This window comes from Nocardioides sp. BE266 (assembly GCF_031457855.1).
In the GTDB taxonomy this organism is placed as follows: Bacteria; Actinomycetota; Actinomycetes; order Propionibacteriales; family Nocardioidaceae; genus Nocardioides.
Window position 1 is genome coordinate 296528 of sequence record NZ_JAURTI010000004.1, and the last position, 18740, is coordinate 315267.

Annotated in this window: 16 protein-coding genes and 1 riboswitch; of the genes, 11 read left to right on the forward strand and 5 right to left on the reverse strand. The window is 72.6% G+C overall.

Features of this window, described 5'->3' with window-relative positions; genetic code table 11:
- Positions 1 to 29: 29 nt before the first annotated feature.
- Positions 30 to 1061, forward strand: coding sequence for an anthranilate phosphoribosyltransferase (trpD, locus tag J2X46_RS13775; protein WP_310251457.1), 1032 nt, complete (start codon positions 30 to 32; stop codon positions 1059 to 1061).
- A 5-nt stretch (positions 1062 to 1066) separates the two neighbouring features.
- Here trpD and J2X46_RS13780 read toward each other — a convergent pair whose 3' ends face one another.
- The 3 genes from J2X46_RS13780 to J2X46_RS13790 are packed head-to-tail and all read right to left on the reverse strand — an operon-like array spanning position 1067 to position 6013.
- Complete coding sequence (locus J2X46_RS13780; protein ID WP_310251459.1) at positions 1067 to 2455, reverse strand: hypothetical protein; 1389 nt, start codon at positions 2453 to 2455, stop codon at positions 1067 to 1069.
- Complete coding sequence (locus J2X46_RS13785; protein WP_310251461.1) at positions 2452 to 3081, reverse strand: hypothetical protein; 630 nt, start codon at positions 3079 to 3081, stop codon at positions 2452 to 2454. Before J2X46_RS13785 ends, J2X46_RS13780 begins: the two co-directional genes overlap by 4 nt.
- A gap of 28 nt (positions 3082 to 3109) precedes the next feature.
- Entirely contained in the window at positions 3110 to 6013 is a 2904-nt protein-coding gene (locus J2X46_RS13790) for an Ig-like domain-containing protein (RefSeq protein ID WP_310251463.1), read from the reverse strand.
- Positions 6014 to 6172: 159 nt separating this feature from the next.
- On the opposite strand from J2X46_RS13790, the gene J2X46_RS13795 reads away from it, so the two are divergent.
- Positions 6173 to 6451 carry an Lrp/AsnC ligand binding domain-containing protein gene (locus tag J2X46_RS13795; RefSeq protein WP_310251465.1) on the forward strand — a complete coding sequence of 93 codons (279 nt, stop codon included), beginning with the start codon at positions 6173 to 6175 and terminating at the stop codon, positions 6449 to 6451.
- 18 nt (positions 6452 to 6469) lie between these two features.
- Here the strand turns inward: J2X46_RS13795 and J2X46_RS13800 are convergent, their stop codons facing one another.
- Both J2X46_RS13800 and J2X46_RS13805 read right to left on the reverse strand, forming a co-directional pair.
- Complete coding sequence (locus J2X46_RS13800) at positions 6470 to 7735, reverse strand: hypothetical protein (protein ID WP_310251467.1); 1266 nt, start codon at positions 7733 to 7735, stop codon at positions 6470 to 6472.
- A 73-nt stretch (positions 7736 to 7808) separates the two neighbouring features.
- Positions 7809 to 9593, reverse strand: coding sequence for a DEDD exonuclease domain-containing protein (locus J2X46_RS13805; RefSeq protein WP_310251469.1), 1785 nt, complete (start codon positions 9591 to 9593; stop codon positions 7809 to 7811).
- Positions 9594 to 9695: 102 nt separating this feature from the next.
- Between J2X46_RS13805 and J2X46_RS13810 the strand changes: the two genes are divergently transcribed.
- The 9 genes from J2X46_RS13810 to J2X46_RS13850 all read left to right on the forward strand — a co-directional run bounded on the left by J2X46_RS13810 (position 9696) and on the right by J2X46_RS13850 (position 18716).
- Entirely contained in the window at positions 9696 to 10613 is a 918-nt protein-coding gene (locus tag J2X46_RS13810; RefSeq protein ID WP_310251471.1) for a glycosyltransferase, read from the forward strand.
- Positions 10610 to 12598: a hypothetical protein gene (locus J2X46_RS13815; protein WP_310251472.1), complete on the forward strand. Its 1989-nt coding sequence runs from the start codon at positions 10610 to 10612 to the stop codon at positions 12596 to 12598. The genes J2X46_RS13810 and J2X46_RS13815 overlap by 4 nt, the downstream gene beginning before the upstream one ends.
- A complete protein-coding gene (locus J2X46_RS13820) occupies positions 12595 to 13299 on the forward strand; it encodes a class I SAM-dependent methyltransferase (RefSeq protein WP_310251473.1) in 705 nt (234 codons plus the stop codon). The genes J2X46_RS13815 and J2X46_RS13820 overlap by 4 nt, the downstream gene beginning before the upstream one ends.
- A complete protein-coding gene (locus J2X46_RS13825; RefSeq protein ID WP_310251475.1) occupies positions 13296 to 14195 on the forward strand; it encodes a lysylphosphatidylglycerol synthase domain-containing protein in 900 nt (299 codons plus the stop codon). The genes J2X46_RS13820 and J2X46_RS13825 overlap by 4 nt, the downstream gene beginning before the upstream one ends.
- A 38-nt stretch (positions 14196 to 14233) precedes the next feature.
- Positions 14234 to 14509, forward strand: coding sequence for a hypothetical protein (locus J2X46_RS13830; RefSeq protein ID WP_310251476.1), 276 nt, complete (start codon positions 14234 to 14236; stop codon positions 14507 to 14509).
- A gap of 19 nt (positions 14510 to 14528) precedes the next feature.
- Positions 14529 to 15767, forward strand: coding sequence for an NYN domain-containing protein (locus tag J2X46_RS13835; RefSeq protein ID WP_310251478.1), 1239 nt, complete (start codon positions 14529 to 14531; stop codon positions 15765 to 15767).
- Positions 15764 to 17143 (forward strand): hypothetical protein, encoded by a 1380-nt coding sequence (locus tag J2X46_RS13840; RefSeq protein ID WP_310251479.1) that lies wholly within the window; start codon positions 15764 to 15766, stop codon positions 17141 to 17143. The genes J2X46_RS13835 and J2X46_RS13840 overlap by 4 nt, the downstream gene beginning before the upstream one ends.
- 80 nt (positions 17144 to 17223) lie before the next feature.
- Positions 17224 to 17430, forward strand: a complete 207-nt coding sequence (locus tag J2X46_RS13845; RefSeq protein ID WP_310251481.1) for a hypothetical protein — start codon at positions 17224 to 17226, stop codon at positions 17428 to 17430.
- Between the two features lie 118 nt (positions 17431 to 17548).
- Positions 17549 to 17717: riboswitch (cyclic di-AMP (ydaO/yuaA leader) on the forward strand.
- 78 nt (positions 17718 to 17795) lie between these two features.
- Positions 17796 to 18716 (forward strand): NlpC/P60 family protein, encoded by a 921-nt coding sequence (locus tag J2X46_RS13850; RefSeq protein ID WP_310251482.1) that lies wholly within the window; start codon positions 17796 to 17798, stop codon positions 18714 to 18716.
- Positions 18717 to 18740 lie beyond the last annotated feature (24 nt).

Sequence of the window (18740 nt, forward strand, 5' to 3'; positions counted from 1 at the left end):
CGCTGATGGCCCCCGACTAGCCTGACGGCATGTCGCACACCTGGCCCGATGTCCTCTCCACGCTGGTCGCCGGACGCGACCTGACGACCGAGCAGGCGCGATGGGCAACGGACGAGGTGTTCACCGGTGCGGCGACCCCCGTCCAGCTCGCCGGCTTCGTCGTGGCCCTGCGCGCCAAGGGGGAGACCGTCGAGGAGGTCTCCGGCTTCGCTGCCGCCATGCTGGCGGCCGCCAACCCGATCTCCGTGCCCGGTCGGCTGCTCGACGTCGTCGGCACCGGAGGAGACCGCTCCATGTCGGTCAACATCTCCACCATGTCGGCGATCGTCGCCGCCGGCGCCGGGGCGCGGGTGGTCAAGCACGGCAACCGCTCGGCCTCGTCGAAGTCCGGCTCCGCCGACGTCCTGGAGGCGCTCGGCATCCGGCTCGACCTGGCCCCGCCACGGGTCGCACAGGTCGCGGAGGAGGCCGGGATCACCTTCTGCTTCTCCGCGGCGTTCCACCCGGCCATGCGCCATGCTGCGGTGACCCGCCGCGAGCTCGGCATCGCCACGACCTTCAACATCCTCGGTCCGCTGACCAACCCCGCACGCCCGCAGGCCCAGGCGATCGGCTGCGCCGACCTGCGGATGGCTCCCGTGATGGCAGGCGTCCTCGCCGAGCGCGGCGTCGACGCGTGGGTCTTCCGGGGCGACGACGGGCTCGACGAGCTCACCACGACGACGACGTCGACCGTGTGGCGTGTGCACGGAGGTGCGGTGGACCAGGTGGAGGTCGACCCGGCGACGCTCGGCATCGCGCGGGCCACGACCGAGGACCTGCGCGGCGGCGACGCGGACCACAACGCCGACGTCGTACGTCGGGTGCTGGCGGGCGAGCCGGGGCCGGTCCGCGATGCGGTGCTGCTGAACACGGGTGCTGCCCTGGCGGTCCACGGTGCCCCAGAGCAGTCGGTCGAGGAGTCGCTGCCGGCGGGCATCGCGCGCGCGGCGGAGGCGATCGACTCGGGTGCCGCGGCCCGCGCGCTCGAAGGCTGGATCGCGGCGAGTTCGCGGGACTGACCCGCTCAGCTCCCGGGCGGCGTCAGCAGCACGAAGTCGTCGTCGCCCTCGACGCGCGTCCACCCGAGCTGGTTCTCGACGGCGTAGCCGAGCGGCGTGTCGGGGTCGAGCAGGGCGACGTCGACGTCGAGGTCCGCCAGCAGGTCGTCCCACCCGGGCTCGAGGCGGACCAGGTCGGCGTTGCGGGCGAGCTCGTCGTCGGTGAAGACCTCGCCGTAGCCGTGCATCACGAGCTCCAGGTCAGGGTGCTCGGCGAGGAGGTAGGCCCCGGCCGACCAGTCGTCGAGCACCTTCGCGCCGGCGGGCAGCGCGTCGAGGCGGCTGTCGACCCAGTCGGCGACGACCTCCTCCGAGGCCCTCTTCGCCGACACGACTGCCAGGGCGAGTGAGGTTACGAGCAGGATCGCGACGACGGAGGCGAGCTCAGGCCGGCTCAGCGGGCCGGTGTCCGGGACCAGTCGTTGGAGGGCGGTGGCGACGATCGGCGCGAGCATCAGCGCGGCGACGGGCGTCGTACGCACCGAGAACAGGGCCCACGCCAGCGCCAGGAGTGCGAGCAGCGCGGGCACCCACGGCACCGGGTCGGAGCGGAGCCCGGCGAGGAGCACGAGGGCGACCACGACGGCGAGGAGCGCGCCCGCAGGCTCGGTGAAGTCGGTGGGGCCCCACTCGGAGAAGTACGCCGACCGCGATCCGACGTCGAACACGCTGCGCACGACCGCCGGGCCGAGGGGGTTGAGCGCCGCCACCACGAGCGAGAGCACGGGGATGGCCGCCAGCCGGAGCAGCGGACGTCCGCGGACGTCGCCCTGCAGCGCGATCCCGACGACGGCGACCACGGAGATCGAGATGCCGATCGGCCACATGCCGTGGAGCATCGGCCAGACCCAGGCCAGCGCGACGACCCACCAGCGGGCCCGGCCGTCACGGGCGGTCCGGAGCCAGGCGTAGGTCGTCGCGATGATGAGCAGGTAGCTCAGGAGCTGGGGGCGGGCCGACAGGCCGGGGGAGGCCCCGAACATCGCGAGCGCCGTCGCCATCGCCGCCGGCAGCGGCGCGGCCGCGCGCCGGCAGGACAGGTAGAGGGCGACCGCGATCAGCAGCTGGACGAAGCCACCCGCGAAGACGACCCCGGCGATGCCGAGGTGGTCGTCGAGCCAGGCCATGCCGATCTGGGGGAGCCACTGTGTCGGGATCCAGTCCGCGGTGTCGAAGACGCCGAGGTGGCCCGGGTGGCGCAGGCTCCAGCTCCCGGAGAGGAACTCCTCGCCGAAGCGGAGGTGGAACCAGGTGTCGGAGATGACGATCGGCACCCGCTGCGTCCGTACGACGGCACCCAGCACGAGCGCCAGCGCGGCGAGCGGCACCACCCGCCGCACGACGAGGGTGATCATCCAGCCACGTCCAGGACCCACGACTGGCCCTCGCGGCGGAAGCCCAGGCGGTCGTAGTAGGCGCCCACCATCGACGGAGGGGTGACCACCCGCCGGATGCCGCGGTCGGCGAGCATCCCGCTGCGGCGCCAGACGAACTCGCCGGGGGAGAAGTCGCGGTAGCGGGGCGTGACGTAGTCGAGCAGGACGTTGGCCGTCTCGCCGTCCTCGCGCAGGAGCACCACGCCGACGGTCTCGTCGCCCTTCTGGACGAGGAAGGCGTCGTGGGTGTCGCCCGGGTCGTGGACGAAGTCGGGGTTGAACCGGAGGATGTCCTCGCCGTGGACCCGGAGGACGTGGCGGAGGTACTCGTCGGTCGCGCTGACCTGCAGCACCTCGAAGGCCTTCTCGTCGTGCCGCTCGCGCAGCATCTTCACGATGAACCACGCGTTGATCGCGACCAGCACCGTGTTCATGCCGACCATCGGCCAGACCTCGAGCACGCCGTTGAACACGATCAGGATCACGCAGGCGATCGCGTTGAGGATCCTCAGGCGCAGCACGCTCGCCTGGAGGAGGGAGTACACCAGGAGTGCACTCCCTCCCCAGCCGAGGACGTCGAGCCAGTGGTCGGAGAGCCAGGTCACGGGCGAACGCTAGTCCATCTGTCGGCCGCTACAGCCCCGGTACGGCGGCAGTCTGGTCGACGAGCTGGTTGCCGGCGCCGTCCCTGATCGAGGTGTTGGTGAACACGATCTGGTACGTGCCGCGCTTGAGCTTGCCCTTGGGGTCGATCAGGACCTCGCGGCCCTTCTTGGCGACCTTGACCTTGGCCTTGACCGCGATCTTGAACTTGCCCTTGCTGTTGGCGCGCATGAGCTTCACGGTCTTCTTGTTCGCGCCCTTGACGGCCTCGGTGAACCGCACCTTGAGCGTCGACTTCTTGGTGAGCTTCTTGGGCGTCACCTTGAGCACGCGAGGGGCGTCGGCGTCGACCCAGAAGGGTCGCGCCGAGCTGACGCCGAGCGTGCGGCCGGCGGCGTCGAGCGCCGTGACCTGCCAGACGTAGGAACCCGTGCGCAGCTCGGACGGCGCGTAGGCGGTGCCGACCGTGTTGATCACGGTGTTGTCCGTGCCGGCACGCAGCGCCACCTGGTACGACGCCGCGCCCTGCACGTCGCTCCACTCGAAGTACGCGCCCGCCGTCGGCTGGTTGGCGCCGGGGCCGGGTGTGAGGAGCTCGGGTGCGCTGCCGAGCGACACGAACGTGCCGGCGGACCAAGGACCCGGATTGCCGCGCGAGTCGATGCGGCGCACACGCCACACGTAGGGGACGTTCGAGGCGGCCAGGGTGTCCGTCGGTGTGTAGGCCGGGTTGGCGACCGTAGCGGCGGCGACCCGGTTCGGACCGGAGAACGCGGTGTCGCCGTTCTTGTAGATCTCCACGTCGTACGCCTTGGCGAAGGCCTGCGGCGCCCACTGGAGCGGCGCGGTGCCCGCGACGGCGGCGCCGCTGACGGGGGAGAGCAGGCTGATCGGCGGGCTGGCCTTGACCAGCTCGGCCGTGCTGGACCACGTCAGGCCGTTCCCCTCGCCGTCGATGGCCTGGACCCGCCAGTACAGGCGGCCCTCCGGGTAGAGCCGGTCACCGGACGTGAACGTCGCCTGGTCGACGGTCGCCGAGTCGATCAGCGGCTCGGCGAAGCTCGGCTCGTTGTCCACCTGGATCAGGTACGTCTTCGCGGACTGCTGGCCCGCCTGACCGTAGGTCGTGGCGCCCTGGTTGGTGTCGAAGTAGTCCTGCCAGCTGAACGTGATGTCCGAGCCGGCCGGGTCGGAGGACGTGAGCTGCTTCACCGGCGGCGAGGACTTGAGGAAGCTGTGCGCGCCCGGGAGGGGCGGGTTGCGCTTCACCGGGCTCGGGCCACAGGTGTCGTCGGCCCGGCACGGGATCACGTACCAGAAGTAGGGCTCGCCAGCCTCGCTCTCGGGCAAGGCGAGCTTCTCGTCGCCGCTGCGCAGCGAGAAGAAGTGGTTGCTGGTGCGGTAGCGCTCGACGTCAGGAATCGGGGAGAACGTGAAGTTCTCGTCGACCCCGACGACGACCTTGTAGTAGGCGATGCCGGGCTGGCGGTCCCACGTGAGGACGGGGGTCGCCGACAGCGCACCGCACGTCGTGGTGGCGCAGCCGAGGGCGGAGCTGGCTGCACCCGTGCCGGTCATCGCTGCGCGCAGGCCCGTGACCGTCGCGAAGCCGGTGAACGAACCGGACGGGGCAGGGTCGGCCCACTTCACCTTCTGCGGGACCGACCAGATGCCGGGGACACCACCGGGATAGGGGTCGTCGATGCCGCTGACGCGCCAGTAGTGCACCTGGCCGGGCACGATGCCGCAGTCGTAGAAGTTGTTCGACCGCGGGGCGAAGGTGGTGCTCGCGGTGAAGCAGCTCGCGGTGAGCGCCGGGGAGAAGTTCTGGTCCGTGGAGACCTGGATCACGTAGCGACTCGCGTGCTGGACGGGCGTCCACTCGTAGAACTTCTTCTCGCCGTCGGACTCGCCCACGGAGAGATCCGGCGTCTGCTCGTTGCCGAGCGGCCAGACGGCCGACGGGGTGTCGAGCCAGTTGCGCTTGAAGCTGAAGCGGGCGGTGGACCAGGCGGTCGGCTGACCGGCCTGGTCGACGGCGCGCACGCGCCACCAGAACTGGTCGTTGTAGAGGGTCGTCGCCGGGGAGTAGCGCGAGCCGTAGATGTTCTCGCCCTTGAAGGCGAAGTTGTTGAAGGTCGAGTCGGTGGCGACCTGGAGGTCGTACGTCACCGCGCCGGCGACCGGCTGCCAGTCGAAGACGACGTCCTCGACGGACTGGTTGATGTCGTCCACGGGGTAGGTGAGCTTCGGCGACGGCAGCGAGCCGAGGATGAAGCTCATCGTCGGGGACGGCAGGCTGTTGAACCCGCCGTCGAGGGTGGCCGTCACGCGCCAGAAGTAGTCACCCGCGGGCAGGGCCTCGGGGGCCGCGAACGAGGTGGTCTTGGTGGTGTAGGTCTTCGCGCCGATGAAGTCGGCGTCGCCGTCGATCTCGACGGTGTAGTAGACCGCGCCCCGGCTGGTCTGCCAGCGCATCAGCGGCGGCTGGTCGGGCTGGGGGAGGACCGAGCCGTTGGTCGGCGAGGTGCCGACCGGTACGTCGACCGGGCTGACGCTGAACGTCGCGGTCGACCAGGGGCCGAAGACACCGCCCTTCTCCGCTCGGACGCGCCAGTTCTGAGTGCCCCTTGAGAGGTTGCGGGTGGGCACGTACCGCGTGTTCTTGGTCGTGTCGGTCACCTCGACCGAGCCGAACGAGCCGTCGTTGTCGATCTGGAGCTGGTAGCTCGTGGCCCCGGCGGTGCGGGCCCAGGTCAGCACCGGCGTGGCTGTGTTGGGAAGCCGCACGGCGAGCCCCGTGGGGGCCTTGGGCGCCGCTGCCGCAGACGCGGGTGTGGCGACTGCGAGGCCGGCAGCAGCCACGGCGAGGCCGACGGACCCCACCAGCAGCTGGCGCGATCGCCGACGGGCGGTCGAAGTGGAACGACGCACTGGATATCCCCCTGAGACGGTGTCGATAGTCGCGTGAAGGCTAGGCGCGCCCGGTGCGCCACCGTCCGCGAATGACCCGCGCATAGTCCGAAGTGACTAGGAAGGCTGCCCGATCGGTCATCGCCACGGTCCATGACCGCGGGGCGATACGGTGGCGGCATGATCACCGCCATCGTCTTCGTCAAGGCCGACGTCGCTCGCATCCCCGAGGTCGCCGAGGCGATCGCGGCGCTCGACGGGGTGAGCGAGGTCTACTCGGTCACCGGGCAGGTCGACTTGATCGCTCTCGTGCGGGTCCGCGAGCACGACGACGTCGCCGCGGTGGTCGCCGACCGGCTCAACAAGGTCGAGGGCGTCACCGAGACCGAGACGCACATCGCCTTCCGCACCTACTCCCGCCACGACCTCGAGTCGGCGTTCAGCATCGGCCTGGACTGAGACCGAACGCTCGGGAGCTCACGGGAACGCCTGGAACGACGACGTCCCGTCGACCATGAAGACGTAGGTGATCCAGTAGTACTGGCCCACCACGCCGGCGACGGCCAGGAGCACGGGCAGGACCCATCGAGCCGCGGCACCCGCGCGTGACGTCGCCGGTGTGCTCGGCTCGAGCAGCGGGGAGAGCGGGAAGATCGCCAGCAGCAGGTAGCGGACGATGCCCATGCTGGGCTTCGTGGCGACCATGAGGTAGAGCAGGTACGACGGCCCCCACCACCGCAGCGCGACGGGAAGCGAGCGCGCCGGCTTCCGCGTCGCGGCGAAGACGGCGAGGGCCAGCACCACGAAGACGAATGATCCGAGGGCGAGCGGGTAGCGGACCGACAGGGTGAGCCAGTTGGTGGTCGCGCCGCCCCAGACCTCGTTGCCCGGCCAGGCGGCCATCGTGTCGGTGAACGCGGTCGGCTCCCCGGTGACGAGGGCGGCGATGCCCGGCCACGCACCTGCCAACGCCGCGCAGGCGACCGTGGCCGCCGCGCAGGTCCACCGCTCCCGGGTCGGGAAGTCGACGTCACGACGGCGGTGCCATCGGGTCAGCCACACGATCCCGCTGAGCAGCGCCAAGGGCAGGACGAGGGGCCGTGTCACCGCCAGGAGGGCTGCGAACCCGACCAGCCAGCCATGGCGGCGGTGCGCAAGCGCCCAGAGCGATCCCACGATGAGCAACAACGCCATCCCCTCGGCGTACGCCACCTGGAGGATCGGTGCTGACGGGAAGAACGAGACGGCCATGACGAGGCGTGCCGCGGCCGGGTCGCCCATGCGGGTGCGGACCATGGCGTAGAGCCAGGTGATGGCCGCGGCGCCGCAGAGGAGGCTGACGATCGTCGCGGCGAGCGGGAAGCCGATGCTCGCGACCTCCATCACGGCGCGCACGACGAAGGGGTAGCCCGGGGAGAAGGCCCACTCGTTGGGCACGACCTGGCCGTCGAGGCGGGGCAGCGGCACGGGATAGCCGTGCTCGGCGATGGTGCGGTACCACCCGCCGTCCCAGTTGGCGATGACGCCGAGGTACCCCACGGGGTCGGGCACCGGCGTCACCAGGTCGTAGGTGCCTGCGGGCATGGCCGCGGCGTCCCGCGCGATCTCGGCCTGCTGGACGGCGCTGCGGTGCAGCAGGACTCCCGAGACGAGCCGAGCGATCGCGAAGATCCCCAGCGGGACGAGGACCCACCCGTGGCGACGGCGCAGCCGCGCGGTCCGGGACGGGTCGACGCGGCTCACGAGGGATGAGAGTAGGTGCAGCCGTGGCGTCGTGTGGGCGGATGCGGCGGTCTGCGCCAGCGAGACACGCGGGTCATCGCACGGGGCGGTGCACCGGGGACGGCAGGCGCTGCTCGTCGAACGGCGTCAGCGAGAGGCGCGACTGGTTGACCGCGTCGTAGACCGCCAGGTGGCGCGCCGCGCCGGCGACCGGGCACACCCAGTCACCCTCGACGTCGACGAGGCGGATGCCGGGTGACTCCAGCCAGCGCAGGATCCGCTCGCTCTCCTCAGCCGTCGCGGCCGGGACCGGACCGGGTGCGCCCTGGACGGTCTCCGCGCTGGCCGTGAGCTCGCGGACGAACTGGTGGGCGTCGCCACCGCGCGGGATGACGCCGGCCGCGGCGAGGCGCCCGCGCCGGATGACGTGGACCGCCCATCGTCCGCTGTCCTCACGTCGGGCCGCGACGATCTCGGGGCACTGGGTCAGGGCGGACAGTCGCTGGGTGCGCGCCGCGGCCCGCACGAAGGTCGAGAGCCGGTCGCGGTGCACCCCGGCCTCCTCGAAGCGCTCGTGCTCGGCGAGCGCCTGCATCCGCTCGTTGATCGCCTCGACGACCTGGTCGGGCCGGCGCAGCAGGGTGTCGCGCAGCTGCCGCACCACGGCGGCGTACGCGGTGGCGTCGACCGTGCCGTCGCAGGGGGAGAGGCAGCGGCCCATCTCCGCCAGCACGCAGGCCGAGCCGGAGGGCACGGCGGGCATCCGGCCGCTGCACTGCCGGACTGGGAACGTCTCGTGGAGCGCGGCGAGGCACTTCTCCGCGGTCTTGCGGGAGGAGAACGGGCCGAGGTAGTCGGCGTCGTCGTCGAGCACGCGGCGCACGAGCGACAGGCGCGGCCATGCCTCCCGGGTGAGCTTGACGAAGTGGACCTTCTCGGGGAACCGGGAGCGCCGGTTGTACTTCGGCTTGTGCTCGGCGATCAGCCGCAGCTCGCGCACCTCGGCCTCGAGCGGCGTCGCGCACTCGATGCCCGTCACCGAGGTGGCCAGGCCGACCATCTCGCCCATCCGGCTGCGCGTCTCGGAGGCGGTGAAGTAGGTGCGGACGCGGGTGCGCAGGTCGCGCGAGGTGCCGACGTAGAGCACGCGTGAGCGCTCGTCGCGGAAGAGGTACACCCCCGGGGCGTGGGGGAGGCCCTCGGCGAGGTGGCGCTTGCGGCGCTGCGCGGTCGACACGCGCGAGGAGAAGGTCGAGAGCTCCTCGAGGGTGTGGACCCCGAGCCCGCCGAGGCGCTCCATCAGGCCGTGGAGCACGTCGACCGTGGCGCGGGCATCGGAGAGCGCTCGGTGGTTGGGGGTGGTGCCGGAGTTGAACACCTTGGCCAGCGAGGAGAGCTTGCAGTTGGGGGCGTCGTCGCGGGTGATCACGCGGCGGGCGAGCTTAGCTGTGTCGAGCACCTCGAACTTCGGCCACGTCCGGCCCTGCCGGGCCGCGAAGTGCTGGAGGAAGCCCACGTCGAACGGCGCGTTGTGGGCGACCAGCACGCACCCCTCGGCGAACTCGAGGAAGGCGGGCAGGGCGGACTCGATCGCGGGTGCGTCGTGGACCATCGAGTTGGTGATGCCGGTGAGGACCGCGATGAAGGCGGGAATCTCGGTGTGCGGGTTGACCAGGGTCTGGAACTCGCCGAGCACCTCGCCGCCGCACACCTTCACCGCGCCGATCTCGGTGATCATCGACCCGCCGGCGGCCGATCCGCCCGTCGTCTCGAGGTCGACGACGCAGAAGGTGAGGTCACGCAGGGGCCGACCCAGCTCGTCGAAGGTGCGTTGCGCCTCCCACCGGGATGTCGCAGACCGCATGATGGTCGTGCCCATGTCTCGAAGGTAGACACGACGTCCGACAATCCGGCGTGGGACGCGCCCGACTACTGGCACACTGAGCCCGTTTGACGAGGGCACGACGGAAGGGTGGAACCTGTGATCTCGGTCGTCATCCCCGCCTTGAACGAGGCGGAGAACCTGACCGTGCTGGTCCCGCGGGTGGTGAGCACGCTGGCCGGCCTGCCGGGCGACTGGCGCGTGCTCGTCGTCGACGACGGCTCCACCGACGACACCACCACGGTGGTGGCCAAGCTCTCGGCCGAGGACGCGCGCGTCTCGCTGCTGCAGCACCGCCGCAACCTCGGCAAGGCCGCGGCGCTCAACCGCGGCTTCTCGCAGGTCCTCGACGAGGGCGCCGACGTCGTGGTGATGATGGACGCCGACGGCCAGGACGATCCCGACGAGCTGCCGCGCCTCCTGGAGGCCCTCGAGACCGCCGACCTGGTGACGGGGGCGCGGCTCAAGCGCAACGACCGCTTCATCAAGCGCAACACATCCAAGCTCTACAACTGGACGACCGGCCGGCTCTCCGGCGCGCCGGGCCGCGACTTCAACTCCGGCTACAAGGTGATGCGCGCCGACGTCGCGCGCGACGTCGTCCCGATGCTCTACGGCGAGATGCACCGCTACCTCACCGTCATCGCCCACCAGGCCGGCTACCGGGTCGCCGAGGTGCCGGTCCAGCACCACGCGCGGATGAGCGGGAGCAGCAAGTACGGCCCGGCGCGGTTCTGGCGCGGCTTCTCTGACCTGCTCACGGTCCGGTTCCTCATGTCCTACGAGAACCGGCCCTCGCACCTGTTCGGCGGCTTCGGTGCCGTCTGCTTCCTGCTCGGCATCGGCACCCTCCTCTACCTGACCGGGGTCAAGCTCACCGGCGAGGCGATCGGCGGGCGCCCGCTGCTCCTCGCCGGCGTCCTGTTCACCGTCGTCGGCCTCCAGCTCACCCTGTTCGGCCTGCTCGCCGAGCTCGTCGTCCACGCACGCAACCGGTCGACCCGGGCCGGCGGATGAGTCCGTGGGGCCAGCCGCCCCGATGGTTCGTGTGGCTCTGCGCTGCCGTGGTGGTGGCCGGGACGGTCGTCACGGTGGTCGGCACGGTGCGCATCGGGATCACGGTCGACGAGACCTTCCACGTCGTACGGCTGCGCAACTACCTCGACCAGGGGTGGTACCTCCTCGACGACGACCTGCGCGCGGGCAGGCCCGGTGCCTGGGTCACCGACTCCTATGTCTACGCCCCGGTCGCGGCCCTCTTCCTCCACGTGCTCAACGTGGTCGTCGGCAACGAGGCGTGGTCCGAGGTCTCGACGTCGACGGGCGCCTACGTCGTACGACACCTGGGCGTCGCGTTCCTCGCCGCCTGCACGCTGGGCGCCACCGCCGTGGTCACCCGTCTTGTCTCGGCCTCTTGGCGCTGGGCCGTGGTGGCGTGCGCGGTGGTCGCCGCGCTACCGATGTGGAGCGGCCACGCGATGTTCAACGTCAAGGACGTCCCGGTGGCGGCCGGCTACACCTTCGTCACCCTGGCGTGCATGCTCCTCGTGGTCGGTGAGCGGACCGCGCGGCGGCGTCGGGCCGCGGTGGTCGCGCTCCTGCTGCTCGGGGTCGTCCTCGCCGTCGGCACGCGCCCGGCGATCTGGCCAGGTCTCGCGGCCGCGGTGGGCCTGCTGGTCCTCGCGTCGTGGCGCCCGGCCCGCTGGTGGCGCGTGGTGGACGCGGCCGTCGGCGTGCTCGGCGGGCTCGCGGTCCTCGCGGCGGTCTACCCCTCGGTGTTCCTGCACCCGCTCCGTTGGGCGCTCGGTGCCACGTCGGAGTCCGCGGGCTACCAGGGAGTGCGCTTCTGGGGCTACATCCCGCTCTACGTGATGTGCACCGTGCCGGTCGTCCTGCTCCTCTTCGGGCTGGCCGGCTCCTTCGTGCGGTTCCGTGGCCGGGTGGCGACGCGCCGCGACGGCTGGGGCGCGCGCGACCTCCTGATGGGGCTGGTCGTCTCGCAGGCGCTGCTGCTGCCCGTGCTGCTGATGATCCGGGTGCCGTCGCTCAACGGAGGCCTCCGGCACCTGCTCTTCGCCGCACCGGCCGTCGCCGTGCTGATCGCGGCGGGCATCGCGCAGGTGGTCGGCGACGCGCCGGGCCGGCGCGGTCAGGGCGTGGTGACCGCCTTCGCGGCCGTCGGGCTCGTCGTCCCGGTGGGTGCACAGGTCCAGCTGTTCCCGCTGGGCTACGCCTACGCCAACCCGCTCTCGGACGCCGCCGGGCTCGGCCTGGCCGGCGACTTCTGGCAGGCCAGCTTCCGCGAGTACGCCGACGTCGTCCCCGACGGCGCCTGGGTGATCTGCGGCGCGAAGCTCGACGACGACGCCCACCCGCTGCGGGAGATGCCCAACGGCGGCCAGTCCTGGCTCGAGGTGGGCCGCGACTGTGCGGCGCCCGGTGTCACGAGCGTGCTCGAGCCCTTCCTCTCCTCCGGCCGGAAGGCTGCCGGCGACGAGGTGGCGGGCGACTTCGTCGCCTTCGTCGTGTACGACGACCCGATGCCCGAGGGCTGCCGGGAGATCGGGCGGGTCACCCGCCACCGGCTCGTGACCGAGGTGGTCGCGAGCCGCGCGCTGCTGTGCCCGCTCGTGCTCCCCGACTACGTCGGTCCGATCACCCTCGACGGCGAGGGTCGCGGGGCGACATACCTCCTGGGCGGGTGGAGCGGCGACGGCGGCGAGCGCGAGATCACGGTCGAGGACCGGGCAAGCCTGGGCTTCCACGTCGACGCCCCCTACGACGACGACGCGATCCGGGTCGAGGGCAGCGCGGACGGCGACATCGAGTTCCTGGTCAACAACGTGCCGGCGCAGACGGAGTCGTCGGCGGACGGCTGGCTGGTCCAGCCGCCGGCGTCGCTGCCGGAGCTGGGTGAGCCGGGCAACCTGGTGCTCACCGTGGTCCCCACCGACGGGGCCGCCCGGGTCTCGCACGTCGAGGTCGAGGAGGTCGTCGGGTGAAGCGCGTCTACGTGACCGCGGTCAGGGCCGTGCGCGGCCTGCTCCGCCTCCTCGGCCTGATGGGTCCCTTCGACGCGTGGGCACGCCGCTCGCGCACCGGTCGGTGGGCGCGTTCGCTGCTCGCCATCTACGACGTGCGCGAGCTCGTCGCGCTCGACACCCCGTGGTGGACCTTCGAGTCGGCCGAGCTCGTGGCCGCCCACCTGGCCGAGCGGCCCGGTGCCCGGGTGTTCGAGTGGGGATCGGGCGCGTCGACCGCCTGGCTGTCGAGGCGCGCGCGCGAGGTGGTCGCGGTCGAGCACGACGCGGCCTGGGCCGAGCAGGTCCGGCCGCTGGCCGGCGCCGGTGTCGAGGTCGTCACGGTGCCGCCGGTGCCGGCGACCGCAGGGGCCGGGGTGCTCTCGCAGAAGCCCGGCTTCGAAGGCCTCGACTTCAGCGACTACGTCGCCGCCATCGACCAGCAGGACGGCGTCTTCGACCTCATCGTGATCGACGGCCGGGCGCGCGAGGCCTGCCTGGCGCGGGCAGTGCCGCACCTCGCCGACGACGGCCTCATCGTCTTCGACAACGTCGACCGCCAGCGTTACCGCGACGCCATGGCCGCTCAGCCGGGCCTCGAGGTGCGGTGGACGCGCGGCCTCACGCCCTCCCTCCCGTACCCGACCCGGACCGCGCTGATCCGGCGGTCGCACCCGGCATGACCGGACCGGTGTGGTCCCTGCTGCGGTGGGTCTTCCTCGCCGCGGTGGTCGCCGGCGCCTGGTGGTCGTGGCGCGACTCCGGCGACGACCTCGAGCGCGCGCTCGGCCAGGTCGGTCAGGGGCAGGTCGCACTCGCCGCGGTGTTGGTCGTGGTCGGTCTGGTGCTGACCGGTGCGGTGTGGCGGCTGGCCCTGGCCTCGCTCGGGATCCGGGGAAGCGCGCGTGAGGTCGTGCCGCCGTTCTTCGTCGCCCAGCTCGGCAAGTACATCCCCGGGTCCGTGTGGTCGTTCGCCGCGCAGGGCGCGCTGGGTGCGCGCCGCGGCCTGCCGCCGCGCGTCCCCGCTGCCGCGGCCGTGCTGTTCCTGGGCGTGCACGTGGCCAGCGGGCTGCTGCTGGCCGGGCTCCTCGGGTGGTGGGCCGACCTGCCCGTCTGGGTGGTCGCCCTGTCGCTGCTCGTGGGGCTGGTCGGGCTGCTGCCCGCCGTGCATCGTCTCGTCGGCCGCCGGGTGGCCGGCACGACCTGTGACTGGGACGTGCGCCGCAGCGTCCTCGGCGCGCTTCTCATGGTCCCGGTGTGGTCCTGCTACGCGCTGGCGCTGGTGGCCCTCGCTCCTGACACGGACGCGTCGCTTGTGCTCACCCTCGGGTGCGGGTTCGCGGTCGCGCACGCCGTCGGGGTCGCCGTACCCATCGCGCCCGCAGGGCTCGGGGCACGCGACGGCGTGCTGGTCGTGCTCCTCGCCCCGGCCCTCGGCGCCGGGCCCGCGGGGATGGTGGCCCTGGTGGCCCGCCTGCTGCACGCGGTCGCGGACTTTGCGGTCGCCGGCGTGTCCTGGCTGCTGATGCGCGCGTCCGGGGCTGGGGAACCGTCCGGCGAGACACTCCCCGACCACTAGGCTGACGCCGCACCGATCCCGAGCGCACAGGAGTGACCGTGACCGACCAGAGCACCGACCTTCGCCTCCCCACCGAGGGGGAGAGGTGGCGCTGCGCCGGCTGCGGCAACCTGACCCGGTTCGACGTGACCCGCACCCGTCGTACGACGGAGTACTGGCACTTCGACCTGTCCGGTGACCACCAGGTGGAGGAGGAGACCGTGCGCTCCGAGGCCGTCGAGGCCGTCTCGTGCCGCTGGTGCGGCCGTGACGACGCCATCGAGCTGGTCGACCGCGCCTCCGCCGACACCGCGGCCGACCCGGCAGCGGACTGAGCCCACCGACCGGACGACCGTGGCCGACGCCGACCAGCTGCCCGAGCGTCTCCGCCTGCGGGTGGTGGCGCTGGTCTCGGCTGTGCTCCCGTCGGTCACGCCCGTCCCGCCGTCTCTGCGCAAGGTGGCCGGCTTCGCGCCGGCCCGCCGGGCGCGTCTCGGCGGCCAGGCGGTGTGGGACGCCCTCGCCGACGACGACTTCCGCGAGCACGCCGCCGTCCAGGTGGCGGCGGTGCCCGCGCAGGCCGAGGACCCGATCGACGCGGCCGCCCGGGCGTGGCTGGGACGTGAGGAGGGGTGGAGCACGGTCGTCGCGCCGGTCGTGGCCGACCTCGAGGAGACCGGCGCCAAGGACGAGCGCGTCCAGGGCGAGGTCGCGCGGCTGACCGCACAGGTCGCCGCGCTCCAGGCCGAGCTGTCCTCGCTGCGGGCCGAGCACCGCGACGAGGTCGACGGGATGCGCGCCGAGCACAAGGTGCTGCGCCAGCGCCTCGGCCAGGCCCGGAGCACCCTCCGCGACGCCGAGCAGGAGCGCGACGACGCCGTCGCCGCACGGGAGGCCGCGCAGGCCACGGCCGATGCCATGGTGGCGGCGGCGGAGGCCGACGTACGCCGGCTGCGCGCGCAGGTGGAGGAGGCCGAGAGCGGCCTCGCCGCGACTCGCAGGGAAGGGCGCGTCACCCGCGAGCAGGCCACCATCCGGGCGCGCTACCTCCTGGAGACCGTGGTCGAGGCCGCGACCGGGCTGCGCCGCGAGCTGGGCCTCCCCGCGACCGAGGGAACGCCCGGCGACGCTCTCGAGTCCTCGTTCGACGAGCCGTCCTCGGCGCCGGCGTCCAGTGCGCCCGGGAGCCCGGCACTGCTGGAGCAGACGCTCGGCCTCCCGAGGGCCCGCCTGCTCGTCGACGGCTACAACGTGACCAAGCAGGCGTGGCCCTCGGCCAGCCTCGAGGCCCAGCGCAGCCGTCTGGTGACGGCGCTCGGCCCACTGGTCGCGCGGTCCGGTGCCGAGACGACGGTGGTCTTCGACGCGGCCTCGGCCGCGACCCGCACGGTCATGCCCGCGCCGCGCGGCGTGAAGGTGGTCTTCAGCCCGCAAGGCGTCATCGCCGACGACGTGATCCGCCAGCTCGTCGGGGCGGAGCCGCGCGGTCGCGTGGTGGTCGCGGTGACCGACGACCAGGCGCTGGCCCGGGACCTGGCGCAGGCGGGTGCCCGCGTGCTGCCGTCCGCGGCCCTGATCGGCCTGCTGACGTGAGCCGGCGCCTGCTGGGGTGGCTCGACCAGTGGCGGTGGACCCTCCTCGCGAGCGTTCTCTCGCTGGCGCTGCTGGCCGCCTTCGTCCGCATCGGCGCCGACTGGGACTGGCTGGTCGCGATGGGCGACCACATCGCGTCCACGCGGTCGGTGCCGGGCTCGGTGCCCTTCGCCACCGCCGACAGCACGGGCTGGCACAACGTCCCGGTCCTCGCCGAGCTGCTGGCCGCCGGGCTGCACGCGCTCGGCGGCAGGGCGGCCGTCGTCGCCCACCTCGCGCTCGTTGCGGCCACGCTGGCGGTGCTGTCCTCCGCCGCCCGGGCCCGCGGGGCGCGCGACGCCTACGTCGGTGGTGCGCTCGCCGCCCTCGTCGTCGGCAGCCTCGCGTCGCTGGGCGTCGTACGGGCGCAGACGTTCTCGCTGCTGCCGTTCGCCCTCCTGGTCGCCCTCGTGTCGAGCCAGACCACGCGGCCGGACCGCCGCATCTGGTGGGCGGTGCCCCTCGTGGTCGTGTGGGGCAACCTCCACGGCGCCGCGCTGCTCGGCACGTGCGTGCTCGGCGCGTACCTCCTGCTGCACCGGCTTCCCCGTCGGCCGCTGGAGACCATCGGCGTCGGGACGGCCGCGCTGGTCGGACTGTGCGTGACGCCGCAGGGCTGGCGCACCCCGCAGTACTACGCCGACGTCTTCGACAACGTCTCGGCCCAGCGGGCCGAGGGGCTCTGGGCGCGGCCAGCGCTCGACGCGCCCTTCGACGTCGTGATGCTGCTCGCAGCCGTCGGGCTCGCGGTCGTCGCGCTGCGCACCCGCCACGCCCTCTGGGAGTACGTCGCCGTGGCCGGGCTCGCGGTGGCGACGGCCAGCGCCGCCCGTCACGGCGTGTGGCTGCTCGTCCTGCTGGTCGTCGTCGCAGCGGGCCGCCGCGAGCGCCCCGAGGAGGCCGACGGGACGCCCGCCCCGGTCAGGACGACGGCCGTGCCCGGGGCGGTCGCCGTCGCCTGCGTGGCGACTGCGGTGGCCCTGCCGGTGGCGCTGCTGCGCGGCGAGTCGGTGCTGGGTGCGCGGACCGAGGTGGTGGCGACGGTCGCCGAGGTCGCCGGGGACCGGGTGGTGCTGGCGCAGGCGCCGCTCTCGGAGGCGCTGGCCGTTGCCGGGGTGCGGCTGTGGGCCACGAACCCGCTCGACGCGTTCGGGCACGACGACCAGGCCGCCTACCTCGACTTCCTCGACGGCCGGGCCGGTGGTCGGGCCGCGGTCGAGGAGGCCGACGTCGTCGTGGTCGGCCAGGAGTCCGCGCCGCAGGCGCTCGTGGCCGACGACCCGGCCTTCGTCGCGCAGCCCTGCGGCGGGCGCTGGCTCTGCTACGTCCGGAGCTGACGTCGCCCGGGCGCCCGGCGACACGCGGGCCGCGACACGCCGGGGAGCCGTTGTCGGTGGGCCCTGCGACCGTGTGACGCATGACGACACGGATCGACTGCGACACCTGCGTGGTGCGGGGGCTGCACTGCCACGACTGCGTGGTGAGCGTGCTGCTCGGCCCCCCGCCGGAGCTGACCATCGACGACGACGAGATGGCCGCGCTCGACGCGCTGGCCTCCGGGGGACTGGTGCCACCGCTGCGGCTGGTGGAGCCGGTGGCCGGGCCGGTGATCGAATCCGCTTGACACGCAGGTGGACCGAAGTGTGTCGAAGATTGGCGGGGCTCGCGTTCCCGGTCTAGGGTGTGGGCTGACGTCCGTGGGAGTGGGTCACCCGGCCCGCGCGGGCGTCGCGCCGAGTCACAGCCCACGTCCCCCGCATCACCCGTGGTCTGTGAGCCGGGGAACCACACTTCCCCCTGGGGTGAATCCCCTGTGAGGCGCACTGCGCGAGCGGTGCGTGGAGCAGGGGTAGGACACGTCGTGCCGAACCCGTCAGCTCACCTGGTAGGCGTACGACACCCCGAGGAGTTCCCCCGCTCGTGGCTCACACCCGCAAGCGAGTTGGCGCGACCGTTCTAGGTCTCTCCGCGATCGCTGCCATCGCTCTCGTGCCTGCGACCCCTGCGCAGGCCGACCCCGACATCAAGGACGTCAAGGCCAAGGTCGACCGCCTCTACCACGAGGCCGAGGCTGCGCAGGAGCGCCTGCACGACGCCCAGCTCGACCTCGCCGACCTCAAGAGCGACCTCGCCGGCCTGAAGGCCGACCAGGCCCGTCAGGACGAGCGCCTCGACGCCGTCCGCGACCAGGTCTCCGACGCCGTCGTCCGCCAGCTCGAGGGCGAGGGGATCTCGACCGTCGGCCAGATCGTCGTCTCGGAGGACCCCGGGTCCTTCCTCGACACGCTGTCCACGATGTCGTCCTTCAACGACCTCCAGTCCTCGCTCCTGTCGGACTACGACACCGAGCTCGAGGCCCTCGAGATCCGTCGCGAGGCCACCGACGCCCGCACCACGGAGATCGCCGAGCTCACCGACCAGCTCAGCACCGAGAAGGAGACGGTCGACGACAAGCTGGCCGAGGCCAAGAGCCTGCTCTCCGACCTCGAGGCCGAGGAGCGCGAGCGGCTGCTCGCCTCCCGCAGCAGCGTCGGCCGCATGCCCACCTCCGTCGAGGCCTCCGGCCGCGCGGCGGCAGCCGTGCAGTACGCCCTCGCCCAGGTCGGTGACGCCTACGTCTACGGCGCGGCCGGCGAGAGCGCCTTCGACTGCAGCGGCCTGACCATGCGCGCCTGGGCCCAGGCCGGTGTGTCCCTTCCGCACTCCTCGAGCGCCCAGTACGGCTCCGGCCCGCACATCGCCGCGAGCGACCTGCAGCCGGGCGACCTGGTGTTCTACTACAGCCCGATCAGCCACGTCGGCATGTACATCGGCAACGGGATGATCGTGCACGCGGCCAACCCCGGCACCGGCGTGACGGTCTCGGGTCTGTACTCGATGCCCTACGTCGGCGCGGTCCGCCCTGGCTGACCTCCAGACCTCGAAGGCCGGTCG